Source organism: Bradyrhizobium sp. 27S5, assembly GCF_037217225.1.
Lineage (GTDB): Bacteria > Pseudomonadota > Alphaproteobacteria > Rhizobiales > Xanthobacteraceae > Bradyrhizobium > Bradyrhizobium septentrionale.
This window is the reverse complement of the sequence record NZ_CP147714.1, coordinates 7,057,907-7,081,207: the sequence shown is the minus strand read 5'-3', so window position 1 is coordinate 7,081,207 and position 23,301 is coordinate 7,057,907. Positions and strand designations below refer to the sequence as shown.

The 23,301-nt window shown below is 62.7% G+C and carries 17 protein-coding genes; 8 read left to right on the top strand and 9 right to left on the bottom strand.

The genetic code is table 11. The features are described from left to right. Positions 1-18: 18 nt before the first annotated feature. From WDM24_RS33370 to WDM24_RS33360, 3 genes are all read right to left on the bottom strand, one after another. Positions 19-1,815, bottom strand: a complete 1,797-nt coding sequence (locus tag WDM24_RS33370) for an adenylate/guanylate cyclase domain-containing protein (RefSeq protein WP_338828795.1) — start codon at positions 1,813-1,815, stop codon at positions 19-21. A 292-nt stretch (positions 1,816-2,107) separates the two neighbouring features. Continuing rightward, positions 2,108-2,437, bottom strand: a complete 330-nt coding sequence (locus WDM24_RS33365; RefSeq protein ID WP_338828794.1) for a hypothetical protein — start codon at positions 2,435-2,437, stop codon at positions 2,108-2,110. A 66-nt stretch (positions 2,438-2,503) separates the two neighbouring features. Continuing rightward, complete coding sequence (locus tag WDM24_RS33360) at positions 2,504-7,336, bottom strand: NAD-glutamate dehydrogenase (RefSeq protein WP_338828793.1); 4,833 nt, start codon at positions 7,334-7,336, stop codon at positions 2,504-2,506. A 72-nt stretch (positions 7,337-7,408) separates the two neighbouring features. Between WDM24_RS33360 and WDM24_RS33355 the strand changes: the two genes are divergently transcribed. After that, positions 7,409-7,612, top strand: a complete 204-nt coding sequence (locus WDM24_RS33355; protein WP_338828792.1) for a hypothetical protein — start codon at positions 7,409-7,411, stop codon at positions 7,610-7,612. Positions 7,613-7,683: 71 nt separating this feature from the next. Here the strand turns inward: WDM24_RS33355 and WDM24_RS33350 are convergent, their stop codons facing one another. The 4 genes from WDM24_RS33350 to WDM24_RS33335 form a co-directional block, all read right to left on the bottom strand. Further along, the gene (locus WDM24_RS33350; RefSeq protein WP_338828791.1) at positions 7,684-8,487 is read right to left on the bottom strand and encodes a hypothetical protein; all 804 of its coding nucleotides are present in this window, start codon (positions 8,485-8,487) and stop codon (positions 7,684-7,686) included. Beyond that, on the bottom strand, positions 8,468-10,669 hold the full coding sequence (locus WDM24_RS33345; RefSeq protein WP_338828790.1) for an AAA family ATPase: 2,202 nt from the start codon (positions 10,667-10,669) through the stop codon (positions 8,468-8,470). Before WDM24_RS33345 ends, WDM24_RS33350 begins: the two co-directional genes overlap by 20 nt. Before the next feature lie 79 nt (positions 10,670-10,748). Further along, complete coding sequence (locus WDM24_RS33340) at positions 10,749-12,392, bottom strand: hypothetical protein (RefSeq protein ID WP_338691641.1); 1,644 nt, start codon at positions 12,390-12,392, stop codon at positions 10,749-10,751. A 569-nt stretch (positions 12,393-12,961) separates the two neighbouring features. Further along, positions 12,962-13,975 (bottom strand): helix-turn-helix domain-containing protein, encoded by a 1,014-nt coding sequence (locus WDM24_RS33335; protein ID WP_338828789.1) that lies wholly within the window; start codon positions 13,973-13,975, stop codon positions 12,962-12,964. Between the two features lie 848 nt (positions 13,976-14,823). On the opposite strand from WDM24_RS33335, the gene WDM24_RS33330 reads away from it, so the two are divergent. Continuing rightward, a complete protein-coding gene (locus WDM24_RS33330) occupies positions 14,824-15,390 on the top strand; it encodes a DUF3047 domain-containing protein (RefSeq protein WP_338832493.1) in 567 nt (188 codons plus the stop codon). Between the two features lie 383 nt (positions 15,391-15,773). Next, positions 15,774-16,940, top strand: a complete 1,167-nt coding sequence (locus tag WDM24_RS33325; RefSeq protein WP_224496526.1) for an integrase core domain-containing protein — start codon at positions 15,774-15,776, stop codon at positions 16,938-16,940. Positions 16,941-17,392: 452 nt separating this feature from the next. Here the strand turns inward: WDM24_RS33325 and fabF are convergent, their stop codons facing one another. Then, a complete protein-coding gene (gene fabF, locus WDM24_RS33320) occupies positions 17,393-18,655 on the bottom strand; it encodes a beta-ketoacyl-ACP synthase II (RefSeq protein WP_338828788.1) in 1,263 nt (420 codons plus the stop codon). A 541-nt stretch (positions 18,656-19,196) separates the two neighbouring features. Here fabF and WDM24_RS33315 point away from each other — a divergent pair. From WDM24_RS33315 to WDM24_RS33300, 4 genes are all read left to right on the top strand, one after another. Then, positions 19,197-20,048 carry an AraC family transcriptional regulator gene (locus WDM24_RS33315; RefSeq protein WP_338828787.1) on the top strand — a complete coding sequence of 284 codons (852 nt, stop codon included), beginning with the start codon at positions 19,197-19,199 and terminating at the stop codon, positions 20,046-20,048. 162 nt (positions 20,049-20,210) lie between these two features. Further along, a complete protein-coding gene (locus tag WDM24_RS33310; RefSeq protein WP_338828786.1) occupies positions 20,211-20,591 on the top strand; it encodes a nuclear transport factor 2 family protein in 381 nt (126 codons plus the stop codon). Between the two features lie 33 nt (positions 20,592-20,624). Then, on the top strand, positions 20,625-21,266 hold the full coding sequence (locus tag WDM24_RS33305; protein WP_338828785.1) for a hydrolase: 642 nt from the start codon (positions 20,625-20,627) through the stop codon (positions 21,264-21,266). A 10-nt stretch (positions 21,267-21,276) separates the two neighbouring features. After that, positions 21,277-22,458: an amino acid ABC transporter substrate-binding protein gene (locus WDM24_RS33300; protein ID WP_338828784.1), complete on the top strand. Its 1,182-nt coding sequence runs from the start codon at positions 21,277-21,279 to the stop codon at positions 22,456-22,458. Between the two features lie 134 nt (positions 22,459-22,592). Here the strand turns inward: WDM24_RS33300 and WDM24_RS33295 are convergent, their stop codons facing one another. Further along, complete coding sequence (locus tag WDM24_RS33295; RefSeq protein ID WP_338828782.1) at positions 22,593-23,153, bottom strand: Fic/DOC family protein; 561 nt, start codon at positions 23,151-23,153, stop codon at positions 22,593-22,595. Here WDM24_RS33295 and WDM24_RS33290 point away from each other — a divergent pair. Then, positions 23,139-23,279 carry a hypothetical protein gene (locus tag WDM24_RS33290; RefSeq protein WP_338828781.1) on the top strand — a complete coding sequence of 47 codons (141 nt, stop codon included), beginning with the start codon at positions 23,139-23,141 and terminating at the stop codon, positions 23,277-23,279. The two genes, WDM24_RS33295 and WDM24_RS33290, sit on opposite strands and share 15 nt — an antisense overlap. Positions 23,280-23,301: the final 22 nt, after the last annotated feature.

Genomic DNA, 23,301 nt, shown 5'->3' with positions numbered 1-23,301 from the left:
TGTGACCCGTCTGCGACATCACCCCTCAGGCACCCCGGCTAGGCGCATGCCCTGACAGACCCGCTCCAGCCCAGCAAGGTAAGTCAGATTGTCGCTTGATTTCGCGGTGCTGAAGCGGCGGATAGTAAAGCCGGGATCGAGCGCAAGCCCCTCTTTTGCAGCAGCTCGCGCCTCATCCAGCGCACCGAGCAAGCCCAAGGCAGCGGCCAACTGAAAATGAGTGAGAGGAAAATTTCGGTTGGCCTCAATGCTTCGTCGTAGCCAATTGACGGCCTCGGCATTCGCACCTAGTTGTATCTTGGCCCTGCCTAGGCAATGCATCCACCAGTTAGCAAAGGTGTCCCGAGGGGAGAGACGAAGAGCCTCAAGTATGTGACCTTCGGTCTCTGCGGCCCGACCGATTAAAAATTTGGCCAAACCACGCGCGGCATGAGCGTCGGCAAGATTAGGATTGAGCACTAATGCTTGTTCGCATTCAGCAATCCCTTGGGCATGGCGGTTGGTGAACATGTAGACGCAACCCAAGATAAAGTGAGCGGAGGCGTCATCTGGGGTCAATGAAAGCGCCTTGATCGCATTTGTTTCGGCGGCCGAAAAGCGTCCGATGCGGTCGTCGGTTAGTACGGCAATTCCTACTATCATATCGAGGGTTGCCATGCCGACCAGCGCGCCCACACTTCGGGGATCAATGGTTAGGGCACGTTCGAAAAAGCCACGCGCCTGCCTCAAGTGCTCGGGGGTCGCGCCCTTATTTAACCACGCGGTACCTTGGAAGTTCAGGTCCGTTGCATCGGGATCTAGCGAGCGACCCGCTCGTCGTGCCTCAACCTCAATGAGTTGGGTATTCAGTGCGTTAGCGAGCCGCGCGACGATTTCGTCTTGCATATCGAACAGATTGGCGACGGGTTTGTCGAAGCGGTCCGCCCAAAGGTGACTGGCGGTTTCAGCTTCAATAAGCTGAACGTTCACCCGAAGCCGGTTACCGTTCCGCTGTACAGACCCTTCGAGCACGTAGCGGATGTTCAGCTCTCGGCCGATCTGCTTGAGATCGACCGCCTTACCTTTGTAAGTGAATGCGGTGTGTCGGCCGATGACGAATGAACCTGCGACACGCGACAAATCAGTTGTCAAACTTTCGGTCACGCCATCCACGAAGTAGTCCTGCTCGGGATCGCCGCTGAGGTTAGCGAACGGCAACACCACGATCGAAAGACGAGGCGCTGAAAGTGCGCTGGGCCTCGCGCGCTCGGCCGATGCTGCCGGCGTGGATGATCGTTCCAGGACCACAGCAGCATAGGCGCGCACGGGACGTTCGATATTCTTGAGGGCTTGCTCGCCCAGATCGGTGAATTCGATGCCGACTTTGCCTCGGATATGGTCGTAAGCAGAAGACGAAATGCAGATACCGCCGGGCTCTGCGATGCTCTCAAGCCGTGCCGCAATATTTACGCCGTCGCCAAAAACGTCATGCGGCTCGACAATCACGTCGCCGACATTGATGCCGACACGGAAACCAATACGCGTGTCTTCCGCATCGGCGGTTGTAAGATCTTTGACCCGGGTCTGGAATTGTAGAGCAGCTCGAACCGCTTGCACTGCGCTCGGAAACTCCGCCAAGAACCCGTCGCCGGTGTTCTTGACGATGCGGCCGCCGTGTTCAGTGATTGACGGATTGACGGCCTCCGTTAGAAGAGAGGTCAATCTGGCGTGCGTGGCCTCTTCGTCGCTATGCATGAGCCGCGAGTAGCCAGCCACGTCGGCGGCCATTATCGCCGACAATCTGCGCTCGACCCGGACTGGCCTCTCTTGCACCATGGCACACAATCCAACCAAGAGGCACCTTAAGGCGGATCAGAGGGGAACGCCAAGTAAAGGATGGTCCACCTACGTGATGTCTGTTCTTGGCCCTTAGCGGACATTCACTTCCGCATCGTCCGACGCCTGCTTTCGAGGGCGATTCGGACCTCGCTATCACCGCACGCGGGTACCGGATTTATGAGTACAGTCCTAGCATTCGAGGGGTGAGCATTCCCCCGTTACTCCCTAGGAAGCGCCATTTCCGCTTCGCGTGCGATGCCGCCGGTCAATCGTCGCAATTGCTGGCGCCTCACATGGCGTTCCTGATCCTTGCCACAATGTCGGGCCGGTTGCCCTCGAGCCAGGCCACGGCGTCGGGTCCATCGACGACGCATGCGAAGGTTTCCCAGGTTGGGTCCTCCAGGGATTCCGGTTGCAGTCGCTTCGCCGCATACTCAACGAGGTCGTGCAAGCCTTCATAGCCTCGTCGGCGCTCGAGGGAATCTGCAATCGCCGTGCTGGCCCATCCTCGCTGGGCCAAATCGACAATGCTCGGAGCGTCAGCCTCGCTGAACCAGGGTGTGGCATCGAACTCGATGCAGCGGACATTATCGGCGGTATGGCAAGTAGCGTGGATCATTGCAGTCCTCCGTTCGCCGGCTAACAGCCTGCGCTCTTAGGGTTTCACATCGCTGCCTCGCACGCCTCAGGCCTTGACCAGGTCCCCCAGCAGGTTCGCCGCCACCGTCAGCTTGGCGAGCGTCAGCCCGCTGGCCGCGATCTCCTCGACCGAGCGGCGGATGCGCGCCGCTTCCGGGTGCGCCGCGAGCCAGGTCTCGACAGCCTGCTGGCCGGACTGGCCGGTTGCCAGCATATCCGCGGCCAGCCTTCTTTCGGCGCCGGCGATCTGCTCGACGGCGCGGTCGATCGCCATCCGTTCGAAATAATCGTTTGCCGGCACGCTGCGCGCGGCGGCGACGATCCGGTCGAGACGGAAATTCGCCTCGGCGGCGAAGAAGGTCGCGGCGGCGTCGCCGATGGGGCGGTTGGTACGCTCCGCAACCGTCACGATATCGGGCGCCGAGACCAGAGCGTCGAGATCGGCGAGTTCGCCGGCGAGGCCGGCCGGGACACCGGCATCGGTGAGTTCCTGCCGCCGCTTGGCACGTGCGGCCTGCAAGTCCGTCGGCAACGCGGCGTCGAGCCCGGCGACGATCTCGCGGATAGCCGGGCCGAAGCGCGCGACGACGGCCTCCAGCCCGTCTTTGAAATCGACATTGCGCACGTACCAGACCATGCGGGAGAGCAGGAGATCCTGCACGGAAGCGTAGAGCGACAGCTGCACCTGCCCGTCGATGCAGGTATCGAGCGCGTCGATCGCGTCGCTGAGCCACTTCAGCCCGTAGCATTCATCGACCGCCACATAGGCCATGACGATGGTCGGGATATCGGCGTCCGTCTCGTCGATCAGGCGCACGACACAGGCCGGGCCGCCGCGGTTGATCACCGCATTGGCGAGGCTGGTCGCGATAATCTCCCGCCGCAGGCGGTGGAAATCGACCGCCGTCGGGTATTTGTCCTGAACCTCGCGCGGAAAATACTGCGATAGTTCTCGGGCAAGATAGGGATCGTCCGGCACGCTGGTGCCGAGCAGGTCATCGTAAAGCGTCAGCTTGGCGTAGGCGAGCAGAACGGCAAGCTCGGGCCGTGCGAGGGACTGGCCGCGCCGTGTGCGCTCGGTGAGCGCTGCGTCGTCGGGCAGGAACTCCACCGCGCGGCTGAGCAAGCTGCGTTGCTCGAGCGACTGCATCAGCCGCGTGAGGAAGCCGGTCTCGGCCACGCCCTTGCGTTCGGCGAGCGAGAGCGCCAGCGACTGCAGATAGTTGTTGCGCAGCACCAGCGTGCCGACCTCGTCGGTCATCGCGGCCAGCAGGCTGTTGCGGTCAGCGGGGCTGAGGCGCCCCTCGCGCTCGAGGCGCGCCAGCGCGATCTTGATATTGACCTCGACGTCGGACGTGTTCACGCCGGCCGAGTTGTCGATGGCGTCGGTGTTGAGCTTGACGCCCTTCTGCGCCGCTTCGATGCGGCCGCGCTGGGTGACGCCGAGATTGGCGCCTTCGCCGATCACCCGGGCCCGCACGTCGCCGCCCGTGATGCGGATCGGATCGTTGGCGCGGTCACCGGCCTGATCGTCGCTTTCCCCGGCGGAGCGGATATAGGTGCCGATGCCGCCGAACCACAGGAGATCCGCGCGCGCCTTCAGGATTGCCGTCATCACCTCGAAAGGCGTGGCTTGCGGCTTGTCGAGATCCAGCAGGGTGCGCATCTCCGGAGTGAGCGGGATCGCCTTGAGCTGGCGCGAGAACACGCCGCCGCCCGGCGAGATCAGCGACTTGTTGTAGTCCTGCCAGCTCGATCGCGGCAGGTCGAACAGGCGCTTGCGCTCGGCGAGGCTGATCGAAGGATCGGGCGAGGGATCGATGAAGATGTCGCGGTGATCGAAAGCCGCCACGAGCTTTGTCGCCGGCGAGAGCAGCATGCCATTGCCGAAAACGTCGCCGGACATGTCGCCCACCCCGACCGCGGTGAACGGCGTGGTCTGAATGTCGGTGCCGAGCTCGCGGAAGTGGCGCTTGACCGTCTCCCAGGCACCGCGCGCCGTGATCCCCATCTTCTTGTGGTCGTAGCCCTGGCTGCCGCCGGACGCGAAGGCGTCGCCGAGCCAATGGTTCTTCTCGACCGAGATCGCGTTGGCGACGTCGGAGAAGGTGGCGGTGCCCTTGTCGGCGGCGACGACGAGGTAGGGGTCGTCGCCGTCATGGCGCACGGTGGATTCGGGCGGCACGACGATGTCGCCGTCGAGATTGTCGGTGAGCTCCAGCAGCGAGCGAACGAAGATGCGATAGGCTTCGGTGCCTTCCGCGAGCCAGGCGTCGCGATTGGAAGGCGGCGGCAGGCGCTTGGGCACGAAGCCACCCTTGGCGCCGACCGGCACGATCACGGCATTCTTGACCTGCTGCGCTTTCACGAGGCCGAGGATCTCGGTGCGGAAATCCTGCGGCCGGTCGGACCAGCGCAAGCCACCGCGCGCAACCTTGCCGAAGCGCAGGTGAATACCTTCGACGCGAGGTGAGTAGACGAAGATCTCGTACAGAGGTCGTGGAGCCGGCAGGTCGTCGATCCGGCGCGCGTCGAACTTGAAGGAGATCACCGGACGCGGATGTCCATCCTCGCCGATCTGCCACAGATTGGTGCGTATCGTCGCCTGCACCAGGTTGGTGAATCGGCGCAGGATGCGGTCTTCGTCCAGCGAGGCGACGGATTTGAGCTGCTCCTCGACCTCGGCAAGCAGGGCCGTCTCGCGTGCCGCGCGCTCGGCCTCCGTGGAGGCGAGGCGTGGATCGAGGCGGGTCTGGAACAGCGCGACGAGGCTGGCCGTGATCGCGGCGTTCTTGCGCAAGGTCTCCCACAAGTAATCCTGGGTGAACGGCGCGCGGATCTGGTGCAGGTAGCGGGACAGCGCCCGGATGGTCGAGACTTCCCGCCAGCCCAGGGCAGTGCGCAGGATCAGGCCGTTGTATCCGTCGGATTCGGCGTGATCGCGGACCACCGCCATGATCGAGGCTTCAAGGCGATGGCTGAATTCCGGGCTGATCGTGATCGGCTGGCCGTCGCTGGTCTCGATCGTCATCTCGTGGAGCCAAACCGGCGGAGGCGCCGGCGTGGCGCGCGGCGCGATCTGATAGGTGCGTTCGTTGACCACGCGCAGGCCGTGATTTTCGATCACGGGCACGCGGTAGGACAACGACAGGGGCGCGCCGTGCGAGAACACCTTCAGTCCGAAGCGCTTGGGATCGGCCTCGCTTTCGTCACGGTGAACCGAAATCGCCACGGGGCGGGTTGGCGTGAGCTTTTCGATGGTGGCGATATCGGTGATCGCCTGTTCCGCGCCGAACACCTCGGTATAGCCGCCGCTAAAGGCCTGGGCATATCGGGTGGTGAGCATGCGTGCCCGCATGCCATCGGTCGAGGCAGTGAGCGCGGCCTTCAGCTTGTCGGCCCAGGTCGCGGCAATGGCGCTGATCCCGGCTTCGAGCGTGGCGCGTTCGACGACGGGAGTTTTGCCGTCATAGCGTCCGATGATGTAGTGGACGCGCACAAGCGCCCCTTCAGGGAATGAAACGTAGGAGGCCGACAGCGTCCCCTTGTAGACCTGCGCCAGGAAGGCACCGACGCGCGTGCGGACGTCGGTGTCGTATTTGTCGCGCGGAATGAAGGTGAGGATGGAGACGAAGCGATCGAACTTGTCCACCCGCGCCAGCGCGCGGACGCGCGGACGCTCGTAGAGGATCAGGATCTCCATGACGAAATTGTAGAGCGTGTCGACGTCGACCTGGAACAATTCGTCACGCGGATATTCTTCGAGAATATGCATGAGCGCCTTGCCCGAATGGCTGTTCGGGTCGAAGCCGGCGCGTTGCAGCGCCCGCGTCACCTTGTGGCGGACATAAGGGATCTGCCGTGCGGAGCGGGTATAGGCGCCCGAGGTGAACAGGCCGACGACCCGCAATTCGCCCTCCAGCCGGCCGTCGGGCGTGTAGAGCTTGATGCCGACATAATCCATGCGGATGCGACGATGAACGCGGCTGGAGACGTTGGCCTTGATGACGATGAGCAGGGTGGGGTCGTGCATGAACTCGCGTATTTCCGACGTCATCACCACCATTTCGCCGCCGCGGCGCAGGACCTTCGCATCCGGATCGCGGAGCACGCCGAGGCCTTTGCCGGTCGTGATGTCGTCGGACGCATCGCCGTCGGGCGAGAAGCGATATTCGCGCACGCCGAGGAAGGTGAAATTGTCCGCGCAGAGCCATTGCAGGAACTGGTTGGCCTCGGCGACCTCGTCGATCGGCAGCGGCGGCGGATTGGAAGAGAAGGTCTTGATCGCGTCCTCGACCCGGTCGCGCATGGCACGCCAGTCGGTGACGCAGGCGCGGACGTCGTTCAACGCCCTGGTGAGGCCGTCGATCAGCTTCTGGCGATCGGCATCGGCGTCCAGGCGGGTGATGTGGAGATGAATCAGGCTTTCCCGCGTACCCTTTGCTCCCTCCGGCAGTGTTTCGCCGTGGAAGCGCAGCAGCTTGCCTTGGTCATCGCGCTCCACCGCGAGGATCGGGTGCGCGACGAGGGTGACTTCGATGCCTTGCTCGGCCAGCTCCGCCGTCGTGGAATCGAACAGGAAGGGCATGTTGTCGTTGAGAATCTCGAGCACGGAAATCTCGCGCCCGTCCGGCATCATCGGATTGACGACACGGATGTCGGCGCTGCCGGCGGTACGCTGCTGCACGTGCTCCCAGGCTTGTTCCGCCAGGAAGGCCAGCGACAAGGCATCGTGATTGGCGAGGTCCTCGACATTGGTGTAGCCGAACAGAAGTTCGGCAAAGCTCCGGGGGGCCTTGCCCGGCTGCACGCTTCCCGCGGCATCGCGGATCAGGGTTGCACGGGCCTTATCGTCACGCCAAGCCATACTGTCCTCCATTTGCCGCGCCGTCCGACCGCAGTCGCGATCATCGGCTTGATTCTGGAGTGCATCGCTTCGAGCGCCACTGCCTTGATCGCGATCGAGCGCGTACGCGAATTCCCCGGTCTCAAAGCTTCGACTGCTGCCGACGACAATACTCCGATCCCAAAGCTATCCAAGGCGCATGCTGTCGTGAGACGTGCCGAGATGCCTGCTGCAGCGCGTGAGGCCGAAGTCGGCGCCGGCGGCTACCGAATCATCGGGGAGGGAAAAATCACAAGCAATTTCAATTGAGTAAGAGTTTGCGGTTTTGCTCTGAGCGGCGCGCCAAAGATTGCCTGTCTACTGAAGTGCACCAAGTGGATCTAGCGATAGTCCTTGTTGTTGATCACCTTGCTGTCCTTGCCCTCATCGGCGCCGGTCGGCATGCATTCGACCTGCACGAGGTCGGGATAGATATCCCACGATCGCACCAGGATTTTCTTGCGGACACCGTAGGAGGTGATGATACAGCGGTTCAGCACCGGGCTGACGGCGGCTGCGACGTAGCCGGGATAAAACAGCGAACCATGATGGAGCACGCTCCAGAGTTCGTTGAACCAGGTCGCGCGCACCCGGAAGGTCACCGTGTTCTGGTCGGTGCAGGGCAGCGTCTCGCAACCGTAGACCTCGTGGACCTCCGGTCCCTCGGTTTGCGAACTCGAGAGGTTCTGGGAGTTGGACAGATATAGCTGCTCGTCGTGCCGGACGGTCGCAAGGTACCAGGGCAAGGTCGCGGCGACCGCCGCGGCGCAGTAGAGGATGTAGCAGACGGCGATCGTCGCGAGGATCATGATGCCGCCGCGCGCCTTGCTGAATTCCGGATCGCCATAAGCGTCCTTGGCGTAGACGCAGCGCGCCCAAAGCGCGCGGTAGCGGGCGAACGCCCAGCGCACGAAGCGGTAGATCCGCCAGGTGACCGGAGCGATCAGCTTCAGGTAGATCCACCCGCAGGAGCGGACGAACTGCGACCAGAACCGGCCGAGCATGCTCAGCTCCCGGTGGGCGCGCCCGAGGTCGGACTGGTCGTAGGACTTCTTGGCCTCATAGGCCTTGGTCTTGAACTCGGACAGCGTCTTGTCGATGCCGTCCAGCAACGCATCGGCGTCGTCATGCGGCTTTTCTGTCATGGCGGATCCAGGTCGACGTGAAATTGCGGCTCGTGGCATCGAAGCCGATGTCGAGCGTGCCGCTGAAGGCGGCCTCAGTCATCGTCTTCTCGACGATCATGGCCTCGATGCGTTTGATGCGGCCTGGCAGGCCGCGCGCGCCGATCTCGGGCGAATAGGTCTTGTCGCAGAACTCCCGAAGCTGCGCCTCGGGGAAGCGGACCTCGATCGATTGCGCCGCGTAGAAGGCGTTGATGCGCGAGATTTCGCGGAACACGATCTTCTCGATCGTGTCCATGTTGAGCTTGTGGAACAGGATGATGTTCTCGCGTCCCTCGAAGCGGTTCAGGAATTCGGTTCGGAAGGCCTTCTTCAGGTCGCGGATGGTGAACTCATAGGCCTCATCCTGGCTCAGGTCGCCGGGACCGGTGCCGACCCGCAGCGCATGCTCCGCGCCGATGTTGGTCGTCATCGGCATCACCACGTCGCCGAACTCGACCTTGCGGCCCAGATTGTCGCGGCAGCGCCCGTCGTCGAGGATGTTGAGGCAGATGTTGAAGATGTCGGGGTGAGCTTTCTCGATCTCGTCCCACAGCATGACCTGATACGGATTGGCCCGCACCGAATTGGTCATCTCGCCGCCGGCCGAGAAGCCATCGTAACCCGGAGGCGCGCCGATCAGCTTGGTGACGTCGTTCTTCTCCATGAACTCGCCCATGTCGTAGCGGTTCAGCGCCTTGTCGGTGTCGAACAGGGCTTCCGCCAACCCCTTGGCGACCTCGGTCTTGCCGACGCCGCTGGCGCCGCAGAACAGGAACGGCAGCGGCTTGTCGGTGCGCCGCCCCCGCCGCCAGACCTTGACCGCACGATCGACATGATCGATCACCGCATCCTGACCGAACACGCGCCGCTTCAGCGAGCCGTGCAGATTGAGCAGCTTGACGGCGTCGTTCTGCTTGAGCTTGGAGGCGTCGATACCGGAGATCAGCGAGAATTCATCGATCACCATATCTGCGGTGAACAGCAGCCGATCGTTGATCTGCTTGGTGACGGCCTTGTATTTCACCCGATTTTCATCGACGGCCGCCTGGGTCTGCGCGATGTCGCCGCGCAGCTTGAGAATCTCGGGCGTCGCATAGCCGGACGCCCTGGCGATCAGATCGAAGTCGGCATCGCCGCCGGAGGCCTTGCCGGCGGGATCGTCGAGGTGCCGCTTCTTCTCCTCTTCCTCGAGCCCACGCAGCTGGGCCTCCATGTGCGCGATCGACTTCTCGCCCTCGCGTTGCGCCGCGTAGTAGCCCTTGATCTTGGCCTGGTATTCGGCGAACTCGGCCTTGTGGCGGGCGATGGCGGCGCGCACGGTGGCGGCTTTTTCCTCGTTTCCGGAGGACGGCCCGCCAGCCATCAGACGCGCGAGCTCCGCCTCGAGCTCCGCGAGCAGCGGCGGCGTCGAGTGCGCCCGCAGCAAATAGCGCGCCATGCCGCGATCGAGCAGCGTGCGGGTGCGCGCGGGCTGCGCCGCGCTGAGGCCGGTGTCGAGCGAACGGTACTTGCTCGACATGTCGATGGCGGCCTTGACCGCAGCCGGATCGATCCGGACCTCGTAGCTCTCCTCGAGATCCCCAGCGCCGTGCAGCGCGATCTCCTCGAGTTCAGCGCCGACCGGCTCGGTCAGATCCATCAGCGTAAAATGATCGCGGAAGTCGGAATGACACTTGAGCACCTGTGTCAGGTCGGCCTCGCGCACCTCGAGGAAGACCTGCGTCTTCTTCGTCTTCACCATCGACGTCAACGCGTTGACGATGTGCATCAGTCCGCTGTTGCGCAGCGCATCGATCAGATCGAGCGTATCCTCCACAATCAGAACGCTGTCCGGGGTGCGGTTGAGGGTCGCAAATATGGCCTTGAACTGCTTGACGATAGCGTCGTTGTCGCCGAGGCCGAATAGGCCGTCGGTGTCGAGCCAGAACAGCCGCTTGTTGACGATGTCGAACGGCGCGTCGGGGTCGACCTTGCGCGCCTGCAACGCCAGCGCCAGCGTGGTGATGCCGACGCCACTCGGACCGGAGACGATCACGCTGTTGGCTTCCATCCGCGTCAGGATGGTGCACAATTCCTCGAACTTCTCCGTGCAGCCAACCAGCTTGAAGTTCTTCCGGTTGGCGAGCGCCTCGCTGCCGGTGATCAGGAAGTTGTCGGCCATTTCAGATTTCCATCGGTCAGGCGTGGAAGTGGGAAGGCCGGACCGGCAGCGCCGGTCCGGGGCGGGCTCAGACTTGTGCTCAGATCTGCCCGAACGTAATTTCCTTGTCGTCGACCGGTTTCGCTGCCGCCGAGGCGGCCGGCGCGCCGGGATCCTTGGCGTCCATGCCGATGCTCTCCTGCAGCCGCGCACGTACGGTGGCGGTGACATCGCTGAGCTCGCCGAGTCGGCTCTGGATGTTGGAGAGCCCGTCTTCCCGCAGCTTGTTGGCGGCCTGCAGCGATTCGGCGATGTTCGACATCGACTCGACCTTCTCCATGATCCGCTTGGATGCCTCGTCGACCTGCAGCGCCTGGCGGATGACTTCCTTGTTGGCGACGTCGTCGGTCACCGCGTTCATCGCCCGCATCGAATCGCGCACGCTCTCCGAGGCCTCGTTGAGCGCCGAGTTGTTGAGCGCCTGGATGGTGGTGTTCAGGCTGGTCGCGACGCTGGCGATGCCGTCGCTGGAGAGTTCGCGCAGATTGACGTTCTGCTTGCCGAGGGCGTCGTGGAAGGTGTTGGCGTCAACCGCGTCCTTCTCGAGATCGGCCACCGTCTTCTTGGTGCTCCGCCCGCTGTCCAGCAGGGTGGTGACGTGGCGCTCGAAATCGTTCTTCTTGCGCTCGCGCTCGAGACGGGCAAGGGTATCCTCGCCCGCCGGGGCGGTCGACAGCGCCTGCACCTTCTCCTTGTTCGCCGCGCTGGCGAGGTCGATGCCCTTGTCGAGGATAGCGACCACCGTGATCATCTGCGAGTTGATCTTGACCAGCTTGTCGGCTTGCCCCTCGATCCCTCCGAGTTCGTCGCGCAGCTCCGAGACCGAGACCTGCGACTTGTCGATATAGCCGAGCGCCGCCTTGATGATGCCCTCGACGCGCTTGACGTGCTCGGGACCGGAGATGTCGAGCATCTTGCGGACCTGATCCTTCTCGGCCTTGAACTTGCCCTGCTTGGCGTCGTGCTCGGCCTTCTCCGTGATGATCGCCAGCGCCTTGTCGCGGCAGGCCTTCAGGCCCTCCATCCGCTTGGCGATCAGCAGCTCCTTGGCGGCGATTTCGGCCTGCGCGGATTTCTTGATGCCGCCGAACAGGCCGGTTTGCGTCTTCAGCTTGGCGATGTCGCGATCGAGCATCTCCTTGTCGGAGTTGACTTGCCGCGTTTCGGATTCGATCTCCGACGTACGGCGGTCCCAATCGGCCTCGCGCTTGCGATCCTCCTCGATCTCCGCGAAGGTATCCAGCACGACATTGTCGCCGGCGGTGCGCAGCGTGTAGAGCGCATCCAGATTGTCGACCAAGGGCCGGATCATCTCGCGGAAGTCGAGAACGCCCTTGTTCATGTCGGCAAACGTCTGCTTCATCTTGGCGAAGACGGTCGTCGACGACAGCTCGATCAGCTTGCGCTGCATCAGCGTGCGCTGCTGCGCCAGATATTCCTTGTAGGCCTCGAGCTGCTTGATCGACGCCTTGCACTCCTCGGCGAGATCAGGCGAGAGCAGGGCTCCGACCTGGCGGCTGCGCTCCTCTGGAGCTGCTTCGGGATTGAAGACGATCTTCGCCACCGGATTGGCGGTGATGTCGACGGGCGCGGCCTGTGTCGCCTGCTTCGGCGCCATCCGTGCCTTGACGGCCTCGTTGACCGCGGTCGATTCCGCGAGTTTCGGGGATTGTGAGGTGGACATGCAGTCGTCTCCTGGTCTGGCTGCTCCGAAGGGGAGCCGCATGGGCGGCGCAGGCGTCCAGGCCGCGTCGCGGGAAATCGTCCTTAGGCGGCAAACATGAGAAATCCGGCCGGTGCGGAACCTAGATGCGAGTCCTTTGTCGCACAACCACAGGGGCGTTCAATTCGAACCGTGAGCCAAACGAAGTCGCGACATTCTTTATGCATCGTTCAGCGTTGCTGTGTGTTTCAGCTCGGAAGGAAGCTCATTGTTTTATTTTTCGGTGGCTGTTTGTCGCTTCGTGGCCGGTCTGGTTCGATTTAAGTCTTCGGGTGCCGGTTTCCGGATCGATGTGAAGCGTCCTTTGCATTAGTCGCGCGATGTGCGGCTTTGGTTGACGCCGGCAAGGCTCGCACGGCGATTTGAATTCAAGGCCGTCGAGCCGCCAGGAATCCGCGTGCCTGCAAAGCTAACCATTTGAATTGTCTTCTGAAATATCCCTCGCCCTTGACCGATGCTTGCAGCTGGGAAGCTCTGGCAGGCGCTGGATCTGATAAGCCGCGGCGTAAAGGATTGTGTAGCAATCTCAATTACATATCGGTTCGCGATTTTATTCTGAGTGGCGCGCCATTGGTTTCGCCCCGGACGCGCGATTCAAGCAGACGCCGCCAACGGGTGGGAGCCGCGCCGCTCCAGCGCTCGAAGGCCCGGCTGAAGTGGGCGGGGTCGTCATAACCGAGCACCGATGCAATGTCGCCGATCGATCGATCGGTCTGGCACAACAGTCTCACCGCACGTCGCTGCAGCGCGTTTCGCAGCAGGTCGCTATAGCTCAGTCCGACCTCGCTGAGCCTGCGTTGCAGGGTTCGTCTTGTGAGTCCCGACCGGTTTCCGATGCGTGAAAGGGTCGGACGCCGATCGAGCAGCTCCAATTCGATCAGTACGAAAACACGGCCCGGCAGGTCCTCCGGATCCGGCAGGTCGAAAATGCGTCCGAGTTCGCTCGCGGTCAGCCCATCGCCTTGTCCGAGATTTGGATTGACGGCCGTCAACAGCAGCCGATCGAAGACGATTGCGCTGGCAGCGTCGCCGATAGAAGTAACGGTACACGTCAACTCGCCGATCAGGTATCGCAGCCGGTTTGGCAGGTCGCCAAAGATGATCCGGCTCGGCAGCCAGCAGGCGCCGGCAAAATGCCTGACCACGGCGATCATGTACCAGATGGCGAGCATCTCGTTCTGCCGGCGTCCGTCGCGCGCGGGGTCGGTCAATTCATACGACCAATGAATTTCGCTGCCATGACGGCGGACGACCAGCTGGGTGGCGTTTTGCAGCATGTGCGGCAGGCTCGTTCCTGCGCGATGGATCGCCTCGAGCAAGGTCGGGGCCTGGGCCACCCATCTGCCGAAAATCCCGAGGCCCGCCATCGACGTCTGGCGACCAAGCCGGACCGCAAAGACTTCGTCGTGCAATTCCCGCGAGGTCACCATCAACAGCCGGAAGTGATCGCGCAGCGGCAACAGCGTGTCCGGCGCCTCCAGCAATCCGAGGGGAAGATCGGCGCGGCGGAACACCCGCTCGATCGATCCACCGGCCGCCGTCACGACGTCGGCAATCGGACCAAGCGTGCTCGCGCGTGTGTAACCAGTCTGGTGCATCTGCCCTCACGCGCCAAACAGGCCGCCATTTCGGCACATCATGGCAGGCTGAATTCGCAGCGAAAGCATAGCATTCGAAAGCCCATCGATGAAACACGGCCAAACGCCGGCGTCGACCGGGACCAGGGAGGAATGCATGTGCTTTGCTTGTTTTGGCGTGTCGTCCGCGGCCGGCCGTATCGGGAAAATTTCCCGACGTGATGTCATGTTGCGTGCATCGGCGCTCGGTCTGGTCCTGCCCTTTGCCGCGCCTGCGTTGCGGACGGTGCAAGCGGCCGAGCAGGGCGGTCCGGCTCCGGCGGATTTGGTGAGCGGGATCAAGGAAATCATTGCGAAGGCGAGTTCACCGGAACTGGTTGCCTACAAGGTTTTCGAGATCAACGGCAGCGATCTGCCATGGACCGATCTCGGGCTCGACGCGGCGCAGGGCCAACAGGTGACGTTCCTCTTGAGCGGTCGGATGTGGCTGTCACGCGAACACGATCTCTGGTTCGGTCCCGGCCTGATCTTCCACGCGCGCACGCGCGGGCTCCGGCCGATCTACAATCCGATGCTGGATACCGGGACCATGACGGCCTCCCACGATGGACGGATCGAGGTCGCGCGTTCGGCCGCGGAATGGGCCAGTGAGGACGGGGTGCTGGCGACGCCGGAAGACATCTACAAGAAGGCGGATGTCAAGGTGACCGGTATCGCCCTGCTGTGGCGCGCCGATGCCGGCGTGGGCGTCAAGAGTCTCCTGGCGCACGGCGATGTGGGCGGTCTGCTCAAGTCCGAGCTTGCGCGTCTTGAGCGTGGCGGCAAGCTGCCGTCAGGCTGGTCGAACCTGGCTCGGTTTTGGCGGTGGACAGGAAGTCTTCAGCCAGGGTGCGGACGGCGAGATCGTCTGCGACACGACGGGCCACGTCAGCATCATCAAGCGGCCGCTGTCGCTTCCGTTGGCCTCTCGTCCGCGGCTCGCATGGCGCTGGAAAATCGATCAATTGCCGACCGCCGTCGCGGAAGACCAGGCTGCGACCCACGACTATCTTTCGATCGGCGTGAAGTTCGAGGACGGGCAGGATCTGACCTACATCTGGAGCGAACATTTGCCAGAAGGCAAGGTTTTCCGCTGCCCGTTGCCCGGCTGGAACGCGATCGAGACGCATATGATCGTCCGTTCCGGGAAGGCGGCCCTCGGGACCTGGCAAGCGCAGGAACGCGACATCGCAGCAGACTACGCCGCCCATATCGGTGGATCGGCGAAGGCCATCTCGAAAATCTGGCTGCTGGCCGTGGCGCCGTTCCAGCGCCGCCACGGCGCGTGTCGCTATGCCGATATCAAGGTCACCACCGGCGACAACGCTGTGCACAAGGTTTAGCGCGAGACATGATTTGCCGGTATTGGCCGGATCGCCGGGCCGTGGTCTTTATCCGGATCACGGCGCGACCGTTCAAGTTAAAGCTTGATGAAGTTAGGTCGAACTGGTGGCCGCGAAGACGCTGCGCTCCCTCTCCCGCAAAGGGCAGGGCTATCGCAGATGAAGCACGGGAGTCTATCCGCGGGCTCACTTCGCCTCTCCCGCTTGCGGGGGAGGCCGACACGCATCGCAAGATGCGTGGCGGGTGGGGGTGTTTCCACGGTGGGATTCCCAATGGTACAGACCGGATAGATACCCGACAGTTTAGACCGGCATGATTGCCGACAGGTTTCTAGAAGCATCGGCGGGAGGGCCCGACGATGCCGTTCAGAGAGACCAGTCGGATGGAAGAGCGTATCCGGATGCTTATGGAGTACGAGAGCGGGAACTGGAGCGTGTCGGAGTTGTGCCGCCGTCACGGTATCTGCCGCGACACGTTTTACGCATGGCGCCAGCGGAAGCAGAGCGGCGATCCGGAGTGGTTCAGGGACCGTTCGCACGCGCCGCAGCAATGCCGACAAACGACCGATGCGGCGATTGCAGAGAAGGTGATCGCGGCTCGGCAGCGCTTTCCCTATCTGGGACCGCGCAAGCTGCTCGCCCTGCTTGACCGCCAGGCGCCGGAGATCGATTGGCCGGCGGCGTCGACGATTGGGAGCATTCTCAAGCGCGCGGGGCTGATCTCGCCGGTGAAGCGCCGCCGCCGTCCGCTCGACCAGCGGCGTCCCTGCACGCCGGTGCAGGAGCCGAACGACGAGTGGAGCGTGGACTTCAAGGGTTGGTTCCGCACCCGCGACCAGTGCCGGATTGATCCGTTGACGGTGGCTGACAGCCACAGTCGCTTCCTGATCGAACTGCAGATCGTCGCACCGACGACCGAGGGCGTCCGCCCCCGCTTCGAGAGGGCTTTCCGCGAGCATGGCCTGCCGCGGGCAATCCGCTGCGACAATGGTTCGCCGTTCGGCTCGCGCGGCGCCGGCGGTCTCACCACATTGTCGGTCTGGTGGCTGAAGCTCGGCATTACGCCGCACTTCATCCGTCCGGCCTCGCCGCAGGAGAACGGTCGCCATGAGCGCATGCATCGCACCTTGAAGGCGCAAACATCGAGCCCACCGGCAGATAATGCGTCCGAGCAACAGGCCCGCTTTGACGCCTTCCGAGAGCATTACAATAAGGAACGTCCTCACGAAGCGCTGGGCCAACGGCCGCCGGAGGACGCCTATCGAGCATCTCAACGCACCATGCCGGATCGCGAGCAAGACCCCTGGTATGACGCCGATCACCAGGCCCGCCGTGTTCGCGGCAATGGGGAGATTAAATGGAAAGGCAAGTTCGTCTTTATCGGTCAGGCGCTGGTGAACGAACTTGTCGGCATCGCCGAACTCGATACCGGTGACCACGTCGTCCGCTTCTGCGACCTCGACGTCGGTCTCATCGACCGCCGCGGCCTGTTCACCCGGTTCGCTCCGCCTCGTGAGGGGCTGCGCGAACCGGGCGAACAGACCGCTTAACCCAAACTGTCGGGGATCATGCCGGTCCAAAATGTCGGGAATCATGCCGGTTGAACACAATGCGGAGACACCCCCACCCCGCCCTCCCCCGCAAGCGGGAGAGGGAGCCCAACGCCACTGCCCACATCACCCCACTCTCATATGCGATAGCCCTGCGCTTGCGGGGGAGGGCTGGGGTGGGGGCTCTCTCCACGAGTCGCATCGTGGAGAGAGCCTCCACCCGCCGCGCTCAGGCGCGCAAGAGCGCTGCCGAGCGCGTCGGCCTAAGAGCGAGCTTCGCTCGTCTCGACCCCGCAAGCGGGAGAGGCGAAGCGAGTCTGCGGTCAAGCCGATTAAACCGAAAATCATCGCGCTTTAGTGCTCTACCGCAGACACCGCGAGAAGGCGGCCGCTCGCTGTCGGGCGCAGCGGCGTGCTCGGGCGGCTCATCGCGGATTTGATCGACAACCGGCTCAAGACCATCGTCGAAAGGCGAGACTGGCGTTGACGCCGCCAAATCCAAAGCCGTTCGAGATCGCGTGTTCGATGGCCATCGGCCGCGCAACGTTCGCGATGAGGTCAATGCCCTGCGCAGCCGGATCGACGTTCTCCAGATTGAGCGTGGGCGGAGCGATTTGATCGCGCAGCGCCAGGATTGTGAAGATGGCCTCGACGCCGCCGGCCGCGCCGAGCAGATGTCCCGTCGCTGACTTGGTTGCGCTGACGGCAACCCCTCCCTCGCGCCCGAACACGCGCTTGATGGCCTCCAATTCGCTGAGATCGCCGACCGGCGTGGAGGTCGAATGCGCGTTGAGATGCTGGACCTGGTCGGGCCGCAACCCGGCCTGCCGGAGTGCCGCCTCCATTGCGCGCCGGGCACCGTCGCCATCTTCCGGGCCGGCGGTGATGTGATAGGCGTCCGCCGTCGTGCCGTAGCCGATGATCTCCGCGATCGGCTTGGCGCCGCGCCGCACGGCATGTTCGAGCTCCTCGATGACGAGGACACCTGCGCCTTCGCCCATGACGAAGCCGTCACGGTCGCGGTCGAACGGCCGCGAAGCTCGCGCCGGCGTGTCGTTGTAGGACGTCGAAAGTGCCCGCGCCGCCGCAAAGCCGCCAAGGCTCACGGGATCGATGCAGGCCTCCGCGCCGCCGCAGATCGCAATGTCGGCTTCGGCGGACCTGATCAGGCGCGCTCCATCGCCAATGGCTTGAACGCTCGCGGCGCAAGCGGTCACCGGCGCGCCGATAGGACCCTTGAAGCCGTAGCGGATGGTGATGTGCCCGGCTGCGAGATTTGCCAGAAAGGAGGGAATGGTGAACGGCGACAGGCGACGCAGACCGCTCCGTTCCGCCGTGCGCACGGCCTCCGCAATCGCGGGAAACCCGCCTACTCCGGATGCGATCACAGTGGCGGTGCGCTCCTGCGCGCGCGCCTCGGTCGGCATCCAGCCGGCCTGCGCCACGGCTTCCTCCGCGGCGAGCAGCGCGAACAGGATAAACCGGTCCATCTTCTTCTGGTCCTTGCGAGGGGACGCCAGATCGGGATCGAAGCCGCCCTCCGAATCCTCGGCCTTATCGGGAACCATTCCGGCGACACGGGCCGGCAGCGCCATCGCCCACTCCGGCAATGCGCCAAGCCCGGAGCGCCCAGACAGCAGTCTCGACCAGACCAATTCGGTGCCACAGCCCAGCGGGGACACCGTTCCCAGGCCCGTCACAACAATTCGACGCATGGTTCTCCTGTCGCGCCCTTCCTGTGAGCCGGCATGGCCGGGACTCGGAACTGCCCGGGCGTCGGGTCGGTCATTATATGATGATTGTCATTTATTGCCTCGACCAGCCGAACGTCAAGGTGCGGCGTCACGCCGATGCGCGCGAGCACGTGCTCGCCTATATTCATGAGCTGTCCACCGCGCCGTGCGCAAGGGTTATCGCGGCTGCGGCCTCAGCAACGCGACCGTGGAGAGAGGCCGGCGCAGTCGGCGTTCACGGTGGCGAAGCTGTTGATCGATGCGTGCGCGGCGAAGCCGTGAGTGGGTGAAGGCCCGATGACCAGCGGCAAAGTCGATGGGCAGGCAAAGCACCAGCAAATAAGACCAATCCTACATGCGCCTTAAGAAGGGCTAATGCATTGATTTTGCTGGAACTCACTTCGAGGTACCCGCCACTCGCGCGTTGTGGAAGCAATTGTCGGAATCGCCCCGGCCCAGCGACCAGCGTTTAAGATTTGGCTTGGTTAGACTATAAGTAACCATGCTCATACGTCCCTCCCTCTTGCCTGAGAATGTGCTGGGTCTCTCGACGGCACGGCGCGACTGGAATGGCGTGCGCGTTGCTCTCAACGAATTCCACTGCGCGGGCCGGGTGTCTCATCATCTTCGCCACGAGAATGAAACCCGCCTCAATATTCTTCTGGAAGAGACCGGAGCCCCGTGCGAGCCGCGTCTCCGAGAGAACCAGCCTTGCCCGGTCGGCTATGTGCCGCGGCAGTTACTCTTTGCGCCCGCCGGCACGGAAATATGGGGCTTCTGCGTTGATGCTCGCTTCGTGCGGGACACCACGTTGAGCTTTGATCTCGCGGTGCTGAGCGAGCAGCTGGGTACCCGGTTCAACGCCGATGCAATCGATGCGCCTCGGCTGCGTTTTTCCGATGATCGCATCTGGACCCTGACGAAGCTGCTCTCTGACGCGGTGAACGATCCCGACCCATCGGCGCAGCTTTATGGTGACGGGCTGACGACCGCGATTGCAGCGCTTCTGTTCGCCGATGCACCGGCTCCTGCCACGAACAGGAAGGGACTGGCGCCCTGGCAGCTTCGACGCACCGTTGAATATCTCGACGCCCATTTGCCCGAGCGCGTTGATCTCACGCGTCTGGCAGCGCTGATCAGTCTTTCACCCGCGCATTTTAGCCGCGCCTTTAAGGCGTCGACCGGGATGGCACCCTATCGCTGGCAACTCGATGCGCGAGTCCGGCGCGCGCAGGCTCTCCTGGTCGACAGCCACGCGTCGCTCAACGAGGTGGCCGAGGCAACGGGCTTTGCCGATGCGGTTCATTTCGGGCGAACGTTCCGGAAGCTCACCGGCACGACACCGGCAGCATGGCGGCGCGACCGCAAGAACTGACCGTCATCCCGTAGCAGATTCAGACTGCGAATCGCAAAATCGAACAGTGTGTTTCGTTAAGCGGACCGACACTATCGCCGCAACCGGATCGGCGAACGACATCGCGTTGAGCGATTGACGAGGCACGCCCTTCCGAAAATTCCCAACTCCGGAGGGCGGAAGATGAGCACAGCACCCATCGACTATGACGGCCTCATGCAGGCAAATCTCGCGCATGTGTTCGGCGAGCGCGACGCCTCTCGCAGAATGAAGGCCATCTCGGAACTCTATGCTGGCGATGCGACACTCTTTGAACCACCGGATGCCTCGGCGACAGGTCATGCCGCCATCAATAAGGCGGTGGATGGATTGCTGGCAAACTTGCCGGCCGATTTCGTTTTCACGGCGATTGGCCCTGCTGTTGGCCACCACGGCATGGGACGGCTGCGGTGGAAGTCCGGTCCACCGAACGGTCCTGCGGCCGTGACGGGCACCGACGTCGCGCAAATTGAACGCGGTCAAATCAAGACCCTTCACGTCTTTCTGGACCCGCCCAGCCCCTGAGCCATCACCCGTACATCTGTTAACGGAGTTCTTATGCCTGCCAAGACCGGCCTCGACGCCTTGCTTCGTCCCGAAGACAGCATTCTCGTGCTGATCGACCATCAGCCCTACCAGTTCACGAACCTGAATAGTCACGAGCCGACGATGATCATCAACAACGTCATCGGCCTCGCGAAGACCGCCAAAGTCTTCAACGTGCCGACGATCCTCACCACGGTGATCGAGGAGCGCGGCGGCTATGTCATCAAGGGGCTTCAGGATGTCTTCCCCGAGCAGAAGCCGATCAACCGCACCTTCATCAATACCTGGGAGGACCCGAACGTTACCAACATCGTGAAGAAGAGCGGGCGCAAGCAACTCGTGCTCGCCGCGCTCTACACCGAGATTTGCTTGGCCATGCCTGCGATACAGGCGCTCGGCGAGGGGTATGACGTGTTCATCGTCACCGACGCTTCGGGCGGCGTCTCGCTGGAAGCCCATGACATGGCTGTGCGCCGCATGGTTCAAGCGGGTGCCGTGCCAATCACCTGGCTCGCCGTGCTCGGCGAATGGCAGCGCGATTGGGCGCGAGAGAAAACCGCTGCTGGTGTCGCAGGCGTCGTTCTCGAACATGGCGGCGGCAGCGCTGTTGCGCTGGCTTGGGAACTTCAGCTTCTCGCCAGCCACGCCAAGTAAGGGGCCAAACGTGCCCGCACCGATCCGTATCGGTTATTGCTTGTCGCTGACCGGCCCCGTTGCCGGCAACAGCCGGTCGGCGCAGCTTGCGCATGAGATTTGGCGGGAGGATATCAACCGCCGGGGCGGACTGCTTGGCCAATCGGTCGAACTCATCTGCTACGACGATCACGCCGATGCGTCGCGCGTTCCCGGCCTCTACAAGCGGTTGATGGACGAGGACCATGTCGATCTCGTCATCGGCGGTTACGGCACTAACACCATATTGCCAGCAATGCCGCTCATCATGGAGCGGCAGCGGTTCTTCGTTGGTCTGATGGGCCTCGGCGTTAACAATGCGCTCGCCTATCCCAACTACTTCGCGATGATCCCAACCGGGCCGGACCCGAACGCCGCGTTGACCGAGGGATTCTTCGAGCTAGGCGCGGCGCAGACGCCTCGACCATTGACCGTGGCATTGGTCTCGGCGGATGCGGAATTCTCTCGCAACCCCATCCTTGGCGCAAAAGCTAATGCGGCCAAGCACGGCTTCCGTGTCGTCCATGAAGCGACTTACCCGCTGACGACGGAGAATTTCACGCCTGTCATCGACGCCGTCGCCAAGAGCGACTGCGACCTTCTGTTTCTCTGTTCATACCTCGATGACTCGATCGGCCTCGTGCGCGCTATTCATGCACACTCGTTCCGCCCGAAGATGGTTGGTGCCGGCATGATCGGGCCACAAAACACAGTGGTGAAGACCACGCTCGGCCAGCTGCTCAACGGATTCGTGAATTACGAGTATTGGGTACCAGTCCCCAACATGATGTTCGCTGGCGTTGAGGAAATGCTGAATACCTACCAGACACGGGCCGGTGACGCGGGTGTCGATCCCTTGGGCCATTACATGGCGCCGCTCGCTTACGCCCAGATGCAGGTGCTGGCGCAGGCTGTCGAAGCGACCGGTGGCTTAGACGATGCAAGCCTCTCAACCTACGTACGGAAGGCGACCTTCAAGACGGTCATGGGCGACGTCCAGTTTGGCCGCAACGGTGAATGGGCGCATCCGCGCGTTCTGCAAGTCCAGTTCCAAGGAATATCGGGCCACGACGCCGAGCAGTTCCGCAATGGGTCGAGGCAGATAGTGGTGTCACCAATGGGCCTCACTTCCGGAAGGCTTCGTTTCCCTTATGCCGATAGTTTGTCAGCTTGAGAAAACGGTTAGCCGCACCGCGTCACCCAGCGCGGCAATGCCGCGCGGCCCATTTCGAGAATGGAAATTAAGTGCACGGTCACCGTAACGCCAAGCCGCGCGAAGTACCATTCGTTGGCCTAAAGGCCCAATGATCAAGCGCCCTTGCTTTGCTCGTCGCGTTTGAGCTGCTGCTTGTACTCGGCTTGTATCGCCGGATCGTCGTTGCTTCCGCGAACGGTGTCGGTCTCGCCCCTGCCTCCATCGAGCCCTTTGGCCGCCGCGATGTGTTCTTTGAGATCGCTCACCGCTGGGCGGATGTAAGGTTCGAGATATTTGTCGAGGAAGCCTTTGCCAGGGTCGTCGAGCTCTTTCGTGAGCGCTTGAAGGTAGGCGGTCTTGTCTGTGGAGGCCCAATCGATGCTGAAGCCGGCGCGTTGAGCCAGTATGCAGTGAACAACCATGATCGTGCGGCCATTGCCATCCAGAAAGGGATGGCCGTGGGCCAGATAGCCCATGACCTCGCCGGGCTTATCGCGCATGGTCTTGGGATCGTTGCCGAGCTTCAGAGCGTGCTCGATTGCGTTTTGGATGGACTTGGGATGTGCGAACAAAACGCCGCCCCGGCTAACGGCGATGTTCGGTGCCGTTTGAAGACGGTCCTGCCCGGCCCACGGATACATAGCTTCGAAGAGGGTCTTATGCGTGAACAGCAAGTCCGCGTAGGTCAGGGCCTTCTTTTTCTGGAGCGCCGCGAACGCATCGTCTATCCCGGTCGTGAAGGAGGCATGTTCGAGCCGCCTTACAATCGCGGAATCTTTCTCTTGGGCAAGATTGCGTAGGTATCCGCGCGCTAGTCGCCGA